17 protein-coding genes are annotated in these 16928 nt (G+C 60.4%); 8 read left to right on the top strand and 9 right to left on the bottom strand.

Features of this window, described 5'->3' with window-relative positions; translation table 11 throughout:
• Positions 1-36: 36 nt before the first annotated feature.
• The 3 genes from ENJ54_08960 to murJ form a co-directional block, all read right to left on the bottom strand.
• A complete protein-coding gene (locus ENJ54_08960; protein ID HFC09960.1) occupies positions 37-558 on the bottom strand; it encodes a hypothetical protein in 522 nt (173 codons plus the stop codon).
• 294 nt (positions 559-852) lie between these two features.
• Positions 853-1446, bottom strand: coding sequence for a glycerol acyltransferase (locus ENJ54_08965; GenBank protein ID HFC09961.1), 594 nt, complete (start codon positions 1444-1446; stop codon positions 853-855).
• A 17-nt stretch (positions 1447-1463) separates the two neighbouring features.
• Entirely contained in the window at positions 1464-3089 is a 1626-nt protein-coding gene (gene murJ / locus ENJ54_08970) for a murein biosynthesis integral membrane protein MurJ (protein ID HFC09962.1), read from the bottom strand.
• 72 nt (positions 3090-3161) lie between these two features.
• Here murJ and ENJ54_08975 point away from each other — a divergent pair, with 72 nt between their 5' ends.
• The gene (locus tag ENJ54_08975; GenBank protein ID HFC09963.1) at positions 3162-4040 is read left to right on the top strand and encodes an isopentenyl phosphate kinase family protein; all 879 of its coding nucleotides are present in this window, start codon (positions 3162-3164) and stop codon (positions 4038-4040) included.
• Positions 4037-4723 carry an RluA family pseudouridine synthase gene (locus tag ENJ54_08980; protein HFC09964.1) on the top strand — a complete coding sequence of 229 codons (687 nt, stop codon included), beginning with the start codon at positions 4037-4039 and terminating at the stop codon, positions 4721-4723. Before ENJ54_08975 ends, ENJ54_08980 begins: the two co-directional genes overlap by 4 nt.
• Before the next feature lie 124 nt (positions 4724-4847).
• On the opposite strand, the gene ENJ54_08985 is transcribed toward ENJ54_08980, so the two are convergent.
• The 6 genes from ENJ54_08985 to ENJ54_09010 form a co-directional block, all read right to left on the bottom strand.
• Positions 4848-6053: a sigma-70 family RNA polymerase sigma factor gene (locus tag ENJ54_08985; protein ID HFC09965.1), complete on the bottom strand. Its 1206-nt coding sequence runs from the start codon at positions 6051-6053 to the stop codon at positions 4848-4850.
• Between the two features lie 269 nt (positions 6054-6322).
• On the bottom strand, positions 6323-6976 hold the full coding sequence (locus tag ENJ54_08990; GenBank protein ID HFC09966.1) for a hypothetical protein: 654 nt from the start codon (positions 6974-6976) through the stop codon (positions 6323-6325).
• 9 nt (positions 6977-6985) lie between these two features.
• The gene (locus tag ENJ54_08995; GenBank protein HFC09967.1) at positions 6986-8527 is read right to left on the bottom strand and encodes a hypothetical protein; all 1542 of its coding nucleotides are present in this window, start codon (positions 8525-8527) and stop codon (positions 6986-6988) included.
• Positions 8527-9267 (bottom strand): hypothetical protein, encoded by a 741-nt coding sequence (locus ENJ54_09000; GenBank protein ID HFC09968.1) that lies wholly within the window; start codon positions 9265-9267, stop codon positions 8527-8529. The genes ENJ54_08995 and ENJ54_09000 overlap by 1 nt, the downstream gene beginning before the upstream one ends.
• Positions 9268-9270: 3 nt before the next feature.
• Positions 9271-10266 (bottom strand): ABC transporter ATP-binding protein, encoded by a 996-nt coding sequence (locus tag ENJ54_09005; GenBank protein ID HFC09969.1) that lies wholly within the window; start codon positions 10264-10266, stop codon positions 9271-9273.
• Positions 10267-10389: 123 nt separating this feature from the next.
• Complete coding sequence (locus tag ENJ54_09010; GenBank protein ID HFC09970.1) at positions 10390-11463, bottom strand: hypothetical protein; 1074 nt, start codon at positions 11461-11463, stop codon at positions 10390-10392.
• Positions 11464-11806: 343 nt separating this feature from the next.
• Between ENJ54_09010 and rplU the strand changes: the two genes are divergently transcribed.
• From rplU to ENJ54_09040, 6 genes are all read left to right on the top strand, one after another.
• On the top strand, positions 11807-12121 hold the full coding sequence (rplU, locus tag ENJ54_09015) for a 50S ribosomal protein L21 (protein ID HFC09971.1): 315 nt from the start codon (positions 11807-11809) through the stop codon (positions 12119-12121).
• An 18-nt stretch (positions 12122-12139) separates the two neighbouring features.
• Positions 12140-12403 carry a 50S ribosomal protein L27 gene (locus ENJ54_09020; GenBank protein HFC09972.1) on the top strand — a complete coding sequence of 88 codons (264 nt, stop codon included), beginning with the start codon at positions 12140-12142 and terminating at the stop codon, positions 12401-12403.
• A gap of 39 nt (positions 12404-12442) precedes the next feature.
• Positions 12443-12907, top strand: a complete 465-nt coding sequence (locus tag ENJ54_09025) for a 50S ribosomal protein L31 (protein ID HFC09973.1) — start codon at positions 12443-12445, stop codon at positions 12905-12907.
• 130 nt (positions 12908-13037) lie between these two features.
• Positions 13038-14756, top strand: coding sequence for a cyclic nucleotide-binding domain-containing protein (locus ENJ54_09030; protein HFC09974.1), 1719 nt, complete (start codon positions 13038-13040; stop codon positions 14754-14756).
• 21 nt (positions 14757-14777) lie between these two features.
• Positions 14778-15287 (top strand): peptide deformylase, encoded by a 510-nt coding sequence (gene def / locus ENJ54_09035; protein ID HFC09975.1) that lies wholly within the window; start codon positions 14778-14780, stop codon positions 15285-15287.
• 83 nt (positions 15288-15370) lie between these two features.
• On the top strand, positions 15371-16567 hold the full coding sequence (locus ENJ54_09040; protein ID HFC09976.1) for a DNA replication/repair protein RecF: 1197 nt from the start codon (positions 15371-15373) through the stop codon (positions 16565-16567).
• The last annotated feature ends 361 nt before the right edge of the window (positions 16568-16928 follow it).

Genomic DNA, 16928 nt, shown 5'->3' on the forward strand with positions numbered 1-16928 from the left:
GTTGTTCTCCTTAGGTAGATGAGGGGCGGTGGGCCGTCAAGTCCCGGTAATGGCTTCTTCGCGGCGATTGAAGGTTTCGATGGCTTTGCGGGCAATGGCCAGCAAGTCGCGCATGGCCTGCGGAAAACTTTCCGTGCCAATCGCGTTTTCCAGTTGGTCGACGCCCTGGCGAATTTCGTCGGTCAGGTCGAGCAGGGTGCTGTCGTAGGCGTAGAGTTTTGCCAGTTCGGCATCTTCTATTTTGACGGCGTCGAACAGGCCGGCGTAGCCGTAGGAAGCCGTGCGAACCTGGTCGGAAAAGGTGCGCAGGCGAATGGCAATGGCTTCCAGGTCGTCCAGGTAGCCGAACTCACCGGCGGCAGCCAGTTGGCGCTGCACCTCGGTCAGGCGGCGCCATTGCTCGTCGACGCGTTGGGCGACGGTCACACGCAGCATTTTGTCGGCATCGCGGCGGTGTTCCTTTTCACGATAGCCGCGAAAGCCGGGGATTTGGCTTGCCAGGCGTTCCAGTGCGTTCTCGGCTTGCTGAATACGGTCGTTGAAATCGGGGTGTTCCATCATCACCTCTTTTGGGGAAAGCGAACAGACAGGTATAGGATAGCATAAAAGGGGCGGGGGCGCAACTTGCGCGCGGCGAGGGGTGCAGGCAAATTGTGTAGAAATGGCTGCCTTGTCGTGGGAAACGCCCTCACCCCTCAAGCCGCCCTCTGAGCGAAGAGCGAGGTCGAAGGGGTGCAAACGGCGAGCGAAGCGAGCCAAAGTGGGGTAAGGGCGAAATCACCCCTCTACAGCATTTGCCCGCACCCGCCGCGAAAGCCCCTTGCGGTGGTGCATTTGGAACACGCGTGGGGGCTATTGCCGTGGCCTTACGCGAATGAGCCCGTGGTTTTCGGGATGAAAGCCACGCACGTGGGCATAGAAGTCGCGAATTTTCTGCAAATCGGCTTCGATGTCCCCTGAAGGTTCCAGATAGCCGCCGATGCCGCAGGTTTTGGAAGGGTAATCGCCGAATCCAAAGGCAATGGGCACCCCTGCTTCGCGGGCAATGTGATAAAAGCCGGTTTTCCAGTGGTCGGTGGCCTTGCGTGTGCCTTCCGGCGCAATGACCACCACGAAATCGCCCTTTTCTTGCTTGATGCGCTCGGCCATTTGCCCCACGAAATTGAGGCGAGCGCCGCGTTTGACCGGAATGCCGCCCAACAGGCGCATGATGGGCCCCAACGGCCCGCGGAAAAGGCTATCTTTGCCAATCCATCGCGGGCGGATGCCCAGGGCAGAAAGCAACGCCAAGGCGAGGAGCAGATCCCAGTTGGTGGTGTGGTAGGCTCCGATGATGATGTATTTGCGGTGTGGGGGGCGTTTGTCGATGAGTTTCCAGCCGCCGATTTTGAGCGCCCAGCGCCCGAGGCGCTGCCACCAGGGTTCTCGCGAGGTTGTCGTGCTCATGGTTTTGTCCTTTCGTTTCAGGAATGCGCCAGCCGGCTGCGGACGGCGTGCCAGAGGGCGAAAATTTCGGCGTTGCGCAGCAGCAGCAGGGTTAAAGCATAAAACACCGCACCGCCTGTAATCGTTGCTGTTAGCGCCAGCCACAGCGGGAAGCCGCCCGTCGCGCGCCGCAGGGCTTCCACCACCAGCGCCAACACCGCGCTGGCGATGACTGCCTGCACAATGCCTGCCGAGAGGTGCCGGCTTTCCAGCCCTTGCAGGCGGCGGCGCATCAGAAAGAGCAGGCCGCTCATTTCCAGCGTGGTGGCGACGGTGTTCGCCAGCGCGAGGCCACCATGCGGCATCCAGCCCAGGGCGTTGAACAGCGCCACGAAGGCGAAACTCAGCCCCACATTCAGGCTCATCGCCACGCTGCCCACCAGCACCGGCGTTTTGGTGTCGTGCAGCGCGTAGAAGGCGCGTGACACGATTTCGACGACCGAGTGGGAGACCAGCCCCAACGTGTACCACAGCAGTGCCCAGGCCACCAGGGCGGTGGAATGGGCGTTGAACTCGCCGCGCTGGAAGAGCAGCACAATAATGGGCTTGCGAAGCAGAATCAGCCCCACGGCAGAAGGCAAGGCCAGCAGCACGACGCCGCGCAACGTGCCCGCCAAAGCGCGCCGCATGGCGGCGATTTCCTGCCGGGCGACCTGCGCCGAAAAAGTGGGCAGGGCTGCAATCGCGATGGATTGGGCAATGACGACCTGCGGCATGGTCATCACCGCCCATGCGATTTGAATGGCGGTCAGGCTGCCTTTGGGCTGCGAGGAAGCCAGCACAACGTTGATCCAGAAATTCAACTGCACGATGGCGACGCCCAGCACCCGCGGGGCCATCAGCCGTCCGACTTCCCGCACCGCGGCGTCGCGCAGGCCTAAGGTGAGGTGATAGGCCTTGCCGGGCAGTTTCAGCAAGCCGGGAATTTGCACCCCGAGGTGCAGCGCCGCGCCCAGCACTGCGCCCCATGCCAGCCCGAAGATGCCCCAGCGCGGCGCCCACACCAGCACGCCGAAAATCATCCCCAGCCAGTACATCGTGGGCGCTAACGCGGCCAGCAAAAAGCGCTGATGGGCGTTCAAAATGCCCATCACCAGCCCGCTGAGGCCGAAAATCAGTGGAGAAATCAGTAGCACCCGCAGCAACGATACGGTGAGCGCCTGCTGTTCGGGGCTGAAGCCGGGGGCGAGGATGTGCCGCACGATGGGCGTGGCAAAGGCATAGGCTATCACGCTGGTGAGTAACAGCGTGATGGTGACAAGGTTGGCGATGGATGAGGCTAAATGCCAGGCGCGTTTGCGTTCCCCCTTGGCGAGAAAGCCGGTAAAGGTGGGAATGAAGGCCGAGCCTAACGCCCCCCCTGCCACCAGGTTGAAGAGCAGGTCGGGCAGGCGCGAGGCGGCGTTGAAAGCATCAATGGCCGCACCGGTGCCGAAAGCCTGCGAAACCAGGATTTGCCGCGCCAGGCCCGCGAGGTTGCTGAGCACGAAGGCAGCCATCACCACCCCGGCAGCGCGAGCAATCTGCTGCCCGCCGCTTGGGCCGGGAGGTGTTTCTTCGATCGCGTCGAGAGGGGCCTCTTCAAAGGCGCTTTCTTCAAGCATGGGTGCGATTATAGCACGTGATGCCCTGATGCCCGGTGTGGTGGTGCCGCGCGATGAGAAAAATTGCGAATTATGAATTCGAATTGCGAAACGACGAAACGACCAGACGACGAAACGACCACACGACTAAACGACGCGCCGCGGTATAATGCCCGCATGGTCTTCCTCAAACTTGGCGGCTCGCTGATTACCGACAAGCACCGCCCCTACACCCCCCTGCCCGGCCGTCTGGCCGCTTTGGCCGGGGCGCTGGCTGCAGCCCGCCGTGCCCGCCCCGACCTGCGGGTGCTGGTGGGGCACGGCTCTGGCTCTTTTGGGCATTGGGCTGCCAAACAGGGCGGCGACATCCGCCACGGTGTGCGCCAGCCGGAAGACTGGCAGCATTTCGTGCGGGTGTGGCATGCCGCGCAGCGCCTCAACCGGCTGGTGGTCGATGCGTTGCTGGAAGCCGGTGTGCCCGCGGTGGCTTTCCCACCCTCGGCGGTGGCATTGGCCGAAGATGGCATCCTGCACCGCTGGGATACCGCGCCGCTGGAAGCCGCACTGGCCGCGGGACTGGTGCCGGTGACCTATGGCGATGTGGTCTTCGACGCGCGGCGCGGCGGCGTCATCGTTTCCACCGAAGAGATTTTTGCCTTCCTCGCTCCGCGTTTGCGCCCCCAGCGCATTTTGATTGCGGGGGTGGAACCCGGCGTGTGGGCTGATTTCCCGCAATGCACCCGCATCGTGCCGGAAATCACCCCCGCGAACGCGCCTGCGCTCGCCGCAGCGCTGGGCGGCTCCGCAGCGGCGGATGTGACCGGCGGCATGGCTTCTAAAGTCGAAACCATGCTTGCTCTTGCTGCGGCTTCTCCTGACGTGGAAGTGCTGATTTTCGACGGGCGCCGCGGCGAGGATGTGCAGGCAGCGCTGTTGGGCGAGCCCCGGGGCACGCGGGTGGTGGCACAATGACGGCGTGGGAAATTCCGGTGTTATTTGCCGATGACTACCTGCTGGTGGTGGCGAAGCCCGCGGGCTTGCTCACGGTGCCCGACGGCTGGCAGCCCGATTTGCCCCATTTGGCCGCGTTGTTGGCGCCGCAGTGGGGGCGTTTGTGGGTGGTGCATCGGCTGGATAGGGAAACCAGCGGCGTGATGGTGCTGGCGCGCACCGCGGGAGCCCACCGCGCCCTCAACGCTCAGTTTGCGCAGCGGGAAATCCGCAAAACTTACCACGCGATTGTGTTTGGTGAACCAGTGTGGCGGCAACGCACGGTCAGCCTGCGTCTGACGCCCAACCGTGGCCGCCGTAAGCGCACCGTGGTGGATGCTCGCGGCAAGCCAGCCCGCACCGAGGTGCGGGTGTTGCAGCGGTTCGGCGCTTTCAGCCTGCTGGAAGCCGCGCCGCACACCGGAAGGCGGCATCAGGTACGGGTGCATTTGTTTGCGTTGGGGTTCCCCATTGTGAACGACCCGCTTTACGGCGACGCGACGGATGACCACCCTTTGCCCATTCAGCGGCTGGCATTGCACGCCCGGCGGCTGACTTTTCAGCATCCTGCTACGGGGGAAACGATGGGCTTTACGGCGCTCCACCCGCCCGATTTTGCCGCCGCGCTGGAAAACCTCGCGGCGTATGGGAATCTGTATGAATAGTCGCGTCGTCGGATAGTCGGATGGTCGCTTGGTCGGTGGTTAATCGTTTCGTCGGGTAGCCGTGCAAGTTGCCCGACTACCCGACGATATGACTATCTGACTATTTGACTACCCGACCACGCGACTACCCTAAATATTCCCGCAACTGACGGCGGATGTTGGGGTGGCGCAGGCGGCTGAGCGCCTGGGCTTCGATCTGGCGGACGCGTTCCCGCGTGACGCCCATTTTGCGCCCCACTTCTTCCAGCGTGTAGGCCTGCCCGTCGAGCAGGCCGTAGCGCAGTTGCAGAATGCGCACTTCGCGCGGCGGCAGCGAGTCGAGGATGCTTTCCAGATGTTCCCGTAGCAGATTACGGGTGGCCGCTTCGTCGGGCGCGGGGGAGTCTTTGTCTTCGATGAAGTCGCCCAGCACCGAATCTTCTTCGTCGTCGGTGGGCATTTCCAGGGAAAGCGGCCTGCGGGCAACCTTGAGCATGTATTCCACTTTTTTGGGCGGCACGCCGAGTTCCTCGGCCAGTTCGTTGATGTTGGGGTTGCGCCCCAGTTTTTGGGTCAGGTGGTGCTGCACCCGCAACAGTTTGTTGATTTGGTCGCCCATGTGCACCGGCACGCGGATGGTGCGCCCCTGGTCGGCGATGGCGCGGGTGACGGCCTGGCGAATCCACCAGGTGGCGTAGGTGCTGAATTTGTGGCCGCGGCGGTAGTCGAATTTCTTGATGGCGCGAATCAGGCCGATGTTGCCTTCCTGAATCAGGTCGAGGAAGGGCACGCCGCGCCCCATGTATTTTTTCGCCACGCTGATGACCAGGCGAGAATTGGCGGTGATGAGGTGCTCGCGCGCCCGCCAGCCATCCTCAATCAGGCGGCGGAGTTCCTGGCGGCGTTCCGGGTCGTCCACGCCCAGCGCCAGTTCCTCGCGCGCTGCCCGGCCAGCCTCAATGCGCTTGGCAAGGTCTACTTCCTCTTCCGCTGTCAGCAGCGGGATGCGCCCCACCTCTTTCAGGTAGAGGCCGATCATGTCGTCCGTATCGATGTTGGCCAGGTAATCTTCCTCGTCGATCTGCGGCGTCGCGTCTTCTTCTTCCTCTTCGGCCTCGAGTTCTTCGTCGGTGGGGTTTTCGACGATTTCGTCTTCAATGTAAGGAATGCCCGCACTTAGCAGGGCGGCGAAGGCTTCTTCCAATTGGTCAACGTTTTGTTCGGCTTCAGGGAAAAACTGCAGAATGTCGTCTAAAGTTACAAAGCCTTTTTGCCGCCCCAGGTCAACCAGGTGGGCAATGGGGGAGTATTCCTCTTCGATTTCGGTCAGTAACAGTTCTTCTTCAATCATGGTGCGTGTGCTCTCCATGCCAGGGGTTTTGTCGCTTCCCACGTGCGGGAATCAGGTGCTCGGTGGCACCAAAACCGTGATTATATCACGGCAAAATGCGTCTCAGAACAATTTCAGCATACAGCCTTTCAAGGCAAAAATCAACCCTCTTGGCATCCTTTTTGGATTTTGTAATGGTTTTTTAATGGTTGTGCAGCGCGGGAATCTGCCCGCGTTGAAGGGCAACGGGGCAGCCTTCCGCAGGCTGCCCCGAGCGAGAGAGGAGGAGGTCAGGGAGTCGGCGTGGGAGGAGGAGGGCCGCCGGTGTTGTTGGATGTAGGCGTCGGTGAAGGCATGGGCGTTGGCGTGCTGGTGGGTGTAGGCGTCGGTGTGGGTGTGGGGGTCGCCAGCGGCGGCTTGTTCAACAGCGAGGCAATGCTGTCAACGGCGTATTTTTCGACCACCAGTAACTGGCCGTTTGCACGGGCGTAGTAGCCGCTGCCGATGGGGGTTTCTTTACCGATTTCGGCCTGCCAGGTTTTGCCGTTGGCAAGGCGCAGTTTGAGGATGTACGTTGGTTTGAGCAGCCCCAGAGCGTTCAGGTCAATGCCTTCCGGCACACTGTTTAGGGCGCTGAGAGTGGTGATGTTGAAAACGGCGGTGCTGATGCGCTGCTGGTCAGGGCGCTCGTTGCCTTGGGGTGCTGGCTGTACCACTTGCCACGGGCTTTTAGGGTCTTTGCGCTGCAAGACGACCTTGCGCCCTTGCCCGTCGATTTCCACGCTTACGATGTCGTTTTCGGTAAAGGTGATGACGTCGTTAGGTGTGGGGGAAGGCGTAGGATGCGTTTTGGCGCGCTGGTTCTTGTACGTGATGGCGCCATAGCCCGCGGCGGCCAACACGAGGAAGACGATGAGGGTAATCCATGTGCTTCGGCGAATCATGGCTGCCTCCTATGCCCGCCGACGCCGTCGCGCCCATACCACCACGCCTGCCAGCAGCACAGCCCCAGGCAGCACGAACACGAAGGCCAGGAAGAGCAGCATCAGCGTATCACGTCGCGGCAGCACGACGACGCGCTGGGTGGGCGTGCGCGGGTTGAGGTGGATGAGTTCCTGCTGTTTGCTGAGCCAGTCGACGCTGTTGAGGAAGAAATCGGCATTGCCGTAAGCGGGGTAGTAGGCGTTGCTGGCAAAGTCGGCGTCACCCACGACCACCACGCGCCCGTGGGTTTTCAGGTTTTCCAGCGCTGCCGCGATGCCCACCGGCCCTTTGATGTCTTTATCGTCTTCTTTGGCTTGTTGCTTTTGCAGCGCGGCAAGGTTGGTCTCGGCCCACGATTTGGGCTCGCTGCGCACCAGGGTAATTTCGTCAAGCCCATCGGGTACGGGCACTGGCACGCCTACGCTGCGTGCGGTGGGGAAGATGGTCGCGACGGTCTTGATGGGGTCGGTGATTTTGTGCGCACCATATTTGTAGGAAACGATAACCGTTGCCGGGTTAGCCAGTGGGTCGATGACCAGGTCGGGCGTGAGGTTGAGGTGCCATTTGGCTTCCAAATAGGTGACCAGCGGCCCGGGTTTCGTATCGGGCTTGAGGGGCGGTTCAAGCAGCACCATCACGCCGCCGCCGTTTTGGATGAAGAGTTCCAGCGCGGCAATCTCTTCTTGCGAGAGCGGCTTTTGCGGCGCAGCGATGATGACCACGTTGGCATCTTTTGGCACGGCTTTGTGTTTCAGCAGGCTGAGCGGCTTGACGGTGTAGTTTTTGTTTTCCAGTTCGCGCTTGGCGGTGGAATAGCCTTTGTCGTCGAAGTCGTCAGGCGAGCGCTCGCCGTGGCCGGTGAGGAAGTAGACCACCTGCTTCTTGGGGTGCATGAGGCGCACCAGGGCGCTGGTCAGGTCTTGTTCCGTCACTGCCGTGACCTTTTCGGTGCGGTCGCCCATTTGCAGCACCACGGTGCCGTCGCGGGTGATGCCCATTTGCTGCGCGATGGTAGGTTGGGCTTCGGGGTTGACGAACTTGTAGGTAAACTTGCCGTGCGAAGCAAAGGCATACTGGTCGAGCAGGTTTTGGGCATTCCCTTTGGGCATGCGCGAGGTGTAGAAGGCCGTGGCCGTCACTTTTTGGGGAAGTTTGGCTAACGTGTCTAACGTGACCTGGGTGAGCGTGTGGCTTTTGTCGGCTGTGAGGTCCCATCGCTTGGGAAACTGGTAGCCGACGTAGTTGATGACGGCCAGGATGCCGATGAAGGCCAGGCTCAAAATGAGCGCGTTGCTGCCATAACGGGCCTGTCTTCCGGTCAGGGCGCTTTGGACTTTTTCAGGCACCAGGAAGACATACAGGGCCAGCAATAAAACTGTCCATGTGAGGCTCACCGTCACCACAGGGGCGAAGGCGCGGTAAACGATGTAGCCGCCGAAAGCCACCGCCAGCCCTACGAGGGCAAGCGCCAGGACCAGTGGGGCATAGCGTTGACGTTGTTCGCGTTTCATCAGCGCCACCTCCGGGTTTCAATGATGACCGTGCCGGCAAACAAGCCCAGCGCGGCGCCGCTCAGGTAGTAGATGATGTCGCGCGTGTCGATGATGCCACGGGCGAAGGTGTCGTAGAAATGATGGCTGAGGTCAAGGTATTGCCAAAGGTTGCTGCCGCCCATGCTCTGGCTGGGGAAGCCCAGCAGCCACAGCAGCAGGAAGAAAGCCAGCGTTGCCACGAAGGCTGCAATCTGGTTGTTGAACAGCGCAGACACGGCTGTGCCCAGCGCGGTCAGCGTGGCAGCCATCAGCAGCAGCCCCAGGAAGCCGGTGATGACCGGACCCCAATCGATGCCCGGCGAAACCAACTGGTTGAGCACCACGGGGTAGATCAGCGCAATGAGGATGAGCGTGGCAACGAAAAGGAAACTGCCCAGCCATTTGCCGATGATGAGTTCCGCGTCGCTCACCGGCGAGGTGAGCAGCAGTTCGATGGTGCCCATGCGCTGTTCTTCGGCCAGAAGCCGCATGGTGAGGGCGGGCACGATGAAGACCAGCAGTGTGGTCATGGGGTTGACGATGATGCTGATGTCGGGGGCTGAGCCGGGCATCATAAACGAGCGCATGGTGGTCGCGGCGATGTTGGCGTAAAAGATGATGCCCAGCACGAGCAAGAAGAGGAAAGCGGCCAGGTATGCCGCCGGGGTGGTGAAATAGCGGCTGTATTCCCTGCGGGCGATAATCCACAATGTGCGCATGGCTCACGCCTCCTCGGTGGGTTCGGCTTCGGTGGCTTCGGCGCTCGCTTCGGCTTCGCTTTCGGCTGTGGCCTCTGCGGCTGTTTCTTCTCCGATGAGTTGCAGGAAGATTTCTTCCAGGCTCATCGCGAGACGCCGCATTTCCAGCAGGTTGTGGCCGCTTTCCAGCACCGTGCGGGCAATTTGAGGCCGCACTTCGCTGCCTTCCTCGGCCACGATTTCAATTTGGCCGTCGTCCTTGCCGGCAACCATTTGCACGCCTTGCAGTGCCCGCAGCCGTTCAAGCAGGCTTTCCTGTGGCTTCCCTTGCACGGTGACCAGAATGCGAGTGCCGCCCTGAAGCCGCATTTGCAGGTTTTCAGGGGTGTCTTCTGCAACGATGTGCCCTTTGTTGATGATGAGCACCCGGTCGCAGAGCTGTTGGGCCTCGGCCAAAATGTGGGTGGAAAGCAGCACGGTGTGCTCTTTGCCGATCTCCTGAATGAGGTTGCGGACTTCCACCACCTGGGTGGGGTCGAGGCCGATGGTGGGCTCGTCGAGGATGAGCACTTCAGGCCGATGCAAAATGGCCTGAGCCAGCCCCGCGCGCTGGCGCATCCCTTTGGAAAGTGAGCCGATGAAACTGTCGGCGCGGTCTTCCATGCCCACCTGTTCCAGCACTTCCCAGGCGCGGTCTTCTACTTTTGGCACGCGGCGCAACTGCCCCATATAAACAAGGTAGTCGAGCACGCTCATGTCGTTGTAGAGGGGCACCGTTTCGGGAAGGTAGCCCACCCGTTTGCGCACTTCCAGCGATTCGTCCACCACGTGGAAGCCAGCAATGCGGGCTGTTCCCGTGGTGGGCGGCATGTAGCCGGTCAGGATGCGCATGGTGGTGGTTTTGCCGGCGCCATTAGGGCCCAGGAAGCCCAGAATTTCCCCTTTTTTGGCGCTGAAATCCAGGTGGTCGATGGCGACCCGCGGACCATACGTTTTGGTAAGGCCTTGCACGGCGATCATGGTTTGGGTCATGGCGTCGCTCCACGAGTGGAATCGAGGGCGCGCGCAGCGTCCCCACAGGCTTTACTATAGACCCGCGGGGACGCCATAGTCAAGAGGGTATGTCAAATTTCTAATGAAATCCTAATCTTGGGGGGCAGAGGAAGGCGGCTGGGCCGGGGAGGGGGTGCTCGCTGCGGGGGTGGATTCTGCGGGCACAAGGCTATCGAGCCGCTGGAGTTTGGCATACAACTCTCGCCACTGCACTTTGGAAACCCCCAGTTTTTGCCGAATGGCGTTGGGTTCCATGCCGGCCCGTAAATCCATGAGCGCGGCTGTCCAGCGGCACATGGAGAAGGAAAGGTGCTTGTTCAGGCCTGCGGCCTCGCCCAATTCTTCCAAAAGGTATTCCAGCCGGCGCGCTGTCCAGGGGAAAAGGCGTTCCTGGAGGGCGTATTGGCTGCGATATTCTTCAAAGGCTTCCAGCCAGCCTTCTGGTAGAGGGATTTTGCGCTCGCGATAGCGATGCTGGGGGCTGGCGTAGCGCACAAAGAGGTAAGGCTCTGGGACGTCAAGAGCCAGGTGGTTGAGGTGGATGTTGACGGTTTCGCTTTTCTTGATGCCTGTGCCGAGCAAAAGGGTAAGCAACACGTAAGGGCGCGCGTCGGCGGGGCGGGCGGTGCGCAGGGCCTGGGCTGCCGCCACCACGGCTTCAACCTCGGCAGGGGAAAGCACTTCAGGCAAAGGGCTGAGGACGGAGTGCTGCACCAGCCGCTCGGCAGGGTTGGTGAGAATAACGCCGCCCTCGTATAGCCACTTGAAGAACGACTTGAGCGACGTGATGCGGCGGGCGCAGGTTTTGGGGCTGCAGGGCACGCCGCGCCCTTCTTTTACCCAATCCATGAAGCGGTTGAGGTCGTCAGTGCTGATGCGGCCGAGGGGGGTGTCGGGGGGCAGGTAACTGGCAAGCAGCCGCAGGTCGCCGGTGAAGGCCTTGATGGTGTGTGGGGAGCGCCCCTGGTCTTGTAAGTAGATGCTCCAGGCCTTGATCACAGGGGCCAGGGGCATCTCGGGCGTCAGGTGAGCGCCAGAAGGCTGGGTGTTGGGTGGAGGAACATTCTCAGGAGTCATAAAGACCTGCCTTGCGTGTAGTATGTTCGTATAGTCACTTGGTTGCTGTGCAGTATAGCCGAGTTTGACGGCGGCGTCAAGGGGCATGTGTGGCCGAAGCGGGTGTGTGTCGAGGCGTCTTGTTACCGCTCAGCCTGCTTGGCGGTGACATGCCGCAAGGAACTTTTGGAGAGGCGCCTGATGCTTGAACCTGAAAAAGAGGGTGCCCGGCACTTTCCCTTCCCCAATCACCGCGCGTTGTTTTTCTGTTTTCGTTGACATCCATCCCCCCTTTCAGTATAATTGCGTGGCCTTAGCCCCGGCGCGGCGCGCAGGGGCGGGGTTTTGTGTTGTCCGTTCCGAAAGCCTGCTGCTGCGGGCTTTACCCCAACTTCCCCGCTACGCGGCCCTGTTTGGCGGCGCTGGCGGCGAAGTGAAGTCGGAGGTTTGTATGCAGTATGCCATTGTCGAGAGTGGCGGCAAGCAATATAAAGCCGTCCCCGGCGGCACCATTGAAGTGGACCGCTTGCCGCACGAAGAGGGCGCCCAGATTGAACTGGAGCGCGTGCTTCTCGTGGCTGATGGCGACGCGGTGCAGGTGGGTAATCCCACCGTGCCCGGTGCCAAAGTGAAAGCCACGGTTGAAAAGCATTTCAAAGGCCGCAAAGTTATTGTGTTCAAGTACATTCCCCGTGAACGCTATCGCCGAAAGCGCGGCCATCGTCAGCAATACACCCGCTTGCGCATCGACGCGATTGAAGCCTGAGTGGAGAGGAGTTGACCTATGGCTCATAAAAAAGGCGGCGGTTCCAGCCGCAATGGTCGCGACAGTCAAGCAAAACGCTTGGGCGTGAAAAAATACGGCGGCGAACGCGTGCGTGCCGGGAACATCCTCGTGCGCCAGCGCGGCACGAAAATCAAGCCGGGGCGCAACGTGGGCGTGGGTGGCGATTATACCCTCTTTGCCCTGGTGGATGGTATCGTGCAGTATGAAACCATTCGCGATGGCCGGAAGCGCGTCAGCGTTGTGCCGTTCTCCGAGAATTGAACCCCGCTATTGTTGCGGATAGAAAAAAAGGAAGCAGCCATGAAAAAAGGCATTCATCCCGAATACTACTACGATGCCAAAGTGATTTGCGCTTGCGGCAACACCTGGACGACCGGGGCGACGGTGCCGGTGGTGCACACCGACGTGTGCTATAAGTGTCACCCCTTCTTCACCGGTGAACAGCGCATCGTGGACACCGAAGGCCAGGTGGAACGCTTCAAGAAGCGCCTTGAGCGTTACGAGCGTTATCGCCAGGAAGAGGAAGCCCGCGCGGCCGCCCGCACTTCGCCGGAGCGCCCACTCACCGATTTTGGCCTTAGCCAGCGCGCTGTGAGCGCGTTGAGCAAGGCGGGCATTACCACCGCCGGCCAGGCGTTGGAAAAACTTGCTGAGGGCCCCGAAGCCCTTTTGGAAATTGATGGTTTTGGCAGCAAGTCGCTCATCGACTTGAAAAAAGCCCTCCGGCGCGAAGGTTACACTTTGCCGGAAGCAGAAGCAGCATAGTTTTTCCCTTGTTTTGCTTTGAGAAGCCACCGCGCAGCCCTGTGCGGTGGCTTTTTTGTTGGCTTGGCCCGCTGCTTGCACTGGAAATCGTGCTACAATCAAACCATCTCCCCTTGGCCGAGGTGAGGCTGTGGTTGCTCCTTCGCCTGAAAACCTGGAATGGATTCGTCATATTCACCTTTTCCACGATCTGCCGGATGAGGTGCTGGCAGGTTTTCTGGAATCCATGGAAGGCCGTCCTTTTCAGGCGGGTGACGTGGTGGCGCGCGCGGGCGAGGCGTGCCACGGCTTGTGTTTCGTCCGTCGCGGCAGGGTGGAACTTTTTCGGCCTGTAGGGAAAATGCTGGAAGATGCCGAAGATTTGCCTCTCGAAAAAACGAGCAAGCGCGTGGGTGTTTTGGTCAGCCGCGACTATTGGGGAGAAGAGTGCGTGCTGGAAGAAGACTATCCCGCTTTTGAATATACGGGGCGGGCTTTGGATGCAGGGGAGGTGTATTGCTGGCCGTTGGAAGCCGTGGGCGAGGCTGTGGCCCAGTATCGAGACATTTGGGAGTTTTTGAGCCTTGTGCAACGCAGCCGCCGTCGCATTCGGCGTAAGCGCCCTTCCTGGATTCCGGCTGACGAGATGGTGTACCTTTTGCTGGGACGTCCGCCGATTGCGTTGGTGCCACGCACATGGTGGTTGTTGCTGGCAGGCACTGTGGCCGCGGCTTTGCTGGTTATCGGCTCGGTCAAAGGCAGCACGCTGCTGATGGGGGTGGGGGGCGTGATTGGCCTGCTGGTTTTGCCGGGGCTTGCCTGGGAGTTTGAGGACTGGCGGAATGACTATTGTGTGGTCACCAACCGCCGGGTGGCGTGGGTGGACAAGATTGTTTTTCTCTACGAGAGCCGGAACGAGGCTTCCCTGGAATCGGTGCTTTCGGTGCACGTGCGCACCGATTGGTGGGGACGCTTGTTGCATTACGGCGATGTGATCGTGCGCACGTATGCTGGCAAAATCATCATCAGTGAGGTGGCTTTCCCTTACGTCGTTGCTGCCCTGGTGGAGGAATACTGGCAGCGCGCCCGCAGCCATGTTCGCCGCCAATCCGAAGAAGAGCTGCGCCACATGGTGATGGAGCGGTTGGGTAAACTGCCACCTGCTTCGGAAAATCAAGCCCAAGGGGGGGCGGGGGTTTCAGGGGTGCAGCGCACGGAAGGCTGGTTGCCGCGCACGCTGCGCAAATACACGCGCTGGTTGAAGCAGCGTGTCGAGGAAAATGGCACGGTCACTTACCGCAAGCATTGGTTTTTGTTGCTGCGACGTGGCGGGTTCGAGGGCCTGCTGTTGGTGGGGTGGTGGGTGCTGGTGGTGGCAGGATGGGCCGCGTTCCCGCACGTGGCCTACGCCGCAATGTGGTGGGGCGTCGCGGTATTGGTGGGATTGGGGCTGGCGATCTGGTTTGGCTACAAAGTGTGGGATTGGAGCAACGATATTTACCAACTGACCCCCGAGCACATCATTGATATTTACCGCAAGCCTTTTGGTTCGGAAGACAAACAGTCCGCGCCGCTGGAAAGCATTGAGAACATGACCTACCAGCGGCGGGGGTTCCTGGGGTGGTTGTTCAATTTTGGGGATGTCGAAATTCGCGTCGGCACGACCACCATGATTTTCGAGGGGGTGGCCCGGCCTGATATGGTGCAACAGGAAATTTTTCACTATATGGAGCGCCGCCGACGGCAGAAAGAGGCAGCCGATACCCAGCGCGAGAGCGATCACATGCTGCGCTTGCTGAAAGCGTTTTACGAAATCACCATGGAGGAAGGCGGGCCGCCTTTGCCTGAGAAGCCCGAAAGTGAGGTATAATTCGACTGCTCAGGAGGTATTATGGCCGTTCGTGAAATCGTAACAGTGCCGCATCCGGTGCTCCGCCGCAAGGCCGCTCGGGTGACGGATTTTGGCCCCGCTTTGCAGAAGTTGATTGACGATATGATTGACACCATGCGGGACGCCCCGGGGGTGGGGTTGGCTGCACCGCAAGTCAACGTGTCTCAGCGGGTCATCGTGGTGGAATATGAAGATCCCGAGGAGGGGGTGCCGCACCAGTTGTACGCGGTGGTAAATCCGGAGATTGTGGCGTTTTCCAAAGAGACTGAGGTAGGGGTGGAAGGCTGCCTTTCCATCCCGGGGATTATCGGTGATGTGGTGCGGGCCAGGAGCGTGGAAGTGCGCGGCCTTGACCGCCACGGCAAACCCTTCCGTTTGCGCACTTCCGGCTGGCTGGCGCGGATTTTTCAGCACGAGATTGACCACCTCAACGGCGTGTTGTTCACCGATCGAGCGACGCGAGTTGAGCGGGTGTCGCCTGAGCGGGCAGCGGAATTGGATCGCGTGTGATTGGTTCAGGTGCCGTATTTTTTGCCGCGCTGCCACGGGCTTTCCCTGGCAGCGTTTTTCACGCCATTTTCGGGTAGCCGCTGATGCGTTTGTTACGCCTGTCTTTGCAGAACTTTCGGAATTACGTCCGCCTTGATGAAACGCTGCCCGCAGGGACGCTTTTGTTGGTGGGGGGCAATGCCCAGGGCAAGACGAGTTTGTTGGAAGCGGTATATTACCTGGCAACGTTTGCTTCGTTTCATTCCCGTCATGACCGTGAGTTGGTGAATTTTGGCGCCCAGCGTTGGGGGTTCCCGGCGGTGGGGCGTATTGTCGCGGAATTTCAGCGGGAAGGTGAATCTTCGGCGCGCACCCTGGAAGTGCGCCTGATTCTGGAAGCCAACGGCAATGGAGTGCGTTTGCGTCGGGAGGTGTTGTTAGACGGCATCAAAAAGAAACTGAGCGAGGCCCTGGGGACGTTCAATGCAGTGCTTTTTTTGCCCCAGATGACCGAAATGGTGACAGGCGCGCCGGAAACCCGGCGGCGTTATCTCAATATGTTGCTTTCGCAGGCGCAGGAGGGGTATGCTCAGGCGCTGAGCGAATATACGCAGGCGCTTACTCAGCGTAATGCTTTGCTGAAGTTGCTGGCCGAGCAAGGCGGTGATTGGGAGCAGTTGAGGTATTGGGACGCGCGTTTGGCGCTGCGGGGGGCTGAGTTGATGGCTGCCCGCAGCCGCGCCCTTGTGGCGTTGGAGCGCGAGGCGCGTCAGGTGCATTGGCGTTTGACGCAAAACATGGAAAACCTCCGCCTGCGGTATTTGCCGGCGTATGACCCTTTTGGTGAGGGGCAATTGTTACAAGCGACCGACAACGCGGCGCTGGCTTCCCTTTCAACGGAGGCATTGGCGCAGGGGCTGCAAGAGGCTCTGGCACGGCGGCGTGCGGAAGAGGTGGCCCGCGGCGTGACGACCATCGGGCCTCACCGAGATGACTTCCGCTTTTTGGATGGCAAACTCGACTTGGGCCTGTATGGCTCGCGAGGGCAGATTCGCACGGCGTTGCTTTCTCTCAAAATGGCAGAAATGGCATGGATGACGAGGAAGACCGGACGCCGCCCGGTGTTGCTGTTGGATGAAATCTTGGCCGAACTCGATGTCCGCCGCAGGGAAGATTTGCAGGCTTATCTCGCTGAGGCGGAACAGGTGATTCTAACTACCACAGATTTGGGCTTGTTTGATGCCGACTTTGTGGCGCACAGCACGGTCTGGCATTTGGAAGAAGGGCGGCTGGTGGCATAAGAGGTCGGGGAAGTGGTTCGTGGCAGGGGGAGTGAAGGGGGCAGGGTTTGCGCTAAGACTTTTGGACTATGGCTGGCCGCGATGGCATTGGGTATACTGGGGGAAACGACTACCACGTTGTTGAGGAGCAGAGGATGTTTGCAAGAGTGAGACGATTTGCAGGATGGGTAGCCGTCAGTGTGGTGCTGTTGGCTGCCTGTGCGGTGCCACCGATGCCGCAGGCTCAGGGGCCGCGGGTGACGACCGTTTGGCAAGGGGAAAGTACACCCACATGGACGCCTTTTGCCCCGTCGACGCCTTCGGTAGCGCCAAAGGCGACGATGCCACTGGCGTCACCTTCCCCTACGGCTGTTGTGCCCAC

This window comes from Chloroflexota bacterium, assembly GCA_011322445.1.
Lineage (GTDB): Bacteria > Chloroflexota > Anaerolineae > Anaerolineales > DRMV01 > DRMV01.

What these genes read in the sequence shown, in the direction of transcription:
- ENJ54_08960 (HFC09960.1), bottom strand. Translation starts at nt 558, where the DNA reads ATGGAACACCCCGATTTCAACGACCGTATTCAGCAAGCCGAGAACGCA.
- ENJ54_08965 (HFC09961.1), bottom strand. Translation starts at nt 1,446, where the DNA reads ATGAGCACGACAACCTCGCGAGAACCCTGGTGGCAGCGCCTCGGGCGC.
- murJ (HFC09962.1), bottom strand. Translation starts at nt 3,089, where the DNA reads ATGCTTGAAGAAAGCGCCTTTGAAGAGGCCCCTCTCGACGCGATCGAA.
- ENJ54_08975 (HFC09963.1), top strand. Translation starts at nt 3,162, where the DNA reads ATGAATTCGAATTGCGAAACGACGAAACGACCAGACGACGAAACGACC.
- ENJ54_08980 (HFC09964.1), top strand. Translation starts at nt 4,037, where the DNA reads ATGACGGCGTGGGAAATTCCGGTGTTATTTGCCGATGACTACCTGCTG.
- ENJ54_08985 (HFC09965.1), bottom strand. Translation starts at nt 6,053, where the DNA reads ATGATTGAAGAAGAACTGTTACTGACCGAAATCGAAGAGGAATACTCC.
- ENJ54_08990 (HFC09966.1), bottom strand. Translation starts at nt 6,976, where the DNA reads ATGATTCGCCGAAGCACATGGATTACCCTCATCGTCTTCCTCGTGTTG.
- ENJ54_08995 (HFC09967.1), bottom strand. Translation starts at nt 8,527, where the DNA reads ATGAAACGCGAACAACGTCAACGCTATGCCCCACTGGTCCTGGCGCTT.
- ENJ54_09000 (HFC09968.1), bottom strand. Translation starts at nt 9,267, where the DNA reads ATGCGCACATTGTGGATTATCGCCCGCAGGGAATACAGCCGCTATTTC.
- ENJ54_09005 (HFC09969.1), bottom strand. Translation starts at nt 10,266, where the DNA reads ATGATCGCCGTGCAAGGCCTTACCAAAACGTATGGTCCGCGGGTCGCC.
- ENJ54_09010 (HFC09970.1), bottom strand. Translation starts at nt 11,463, where the DNA reads ATGCCCCTTGACGCCGCCGTCAAACTCGGCTATACTGCACAGCAACCA.
- rplU (HFC09971.1), top strand. Translation starts at nt 11,807, where the DNA reads ATGCAGTATGCCATTGTCGAGAGTGGCGGCAAGCAATATAAAGCCGTC.
- ENJ54_09020 (HFC09972.1), top strand. Translation starts at nt 12,140, where the DNA reads ATGGCTCATAAAAAAGGCGGCGGTTCCAGCCGCAATGGTCGCGACAGT.
- ENJ54_09025 (HFC09973.1), top strand. Translation starts at nt 12,443, where the DNA reads ATGAAAAAAGGCATTCATCCCGAATACTACTACGATGCCAAAGTGATT.
- def (HFC09975.1), top strand. Translation starts at nt 14,778, where the DNA reads ATGGCCGTTCGTGAAATCGTAACAGTGCCGCATCCGGTGCTCCGCCGC.
- ENJ54_09040 (HFC09976.1), top strand. Translation starts at nt 15,371, where the DNA reads ATGCGTTTGTTACGCCTGTCTTTGCAGAACTTTCGGAATTACGTCCGC.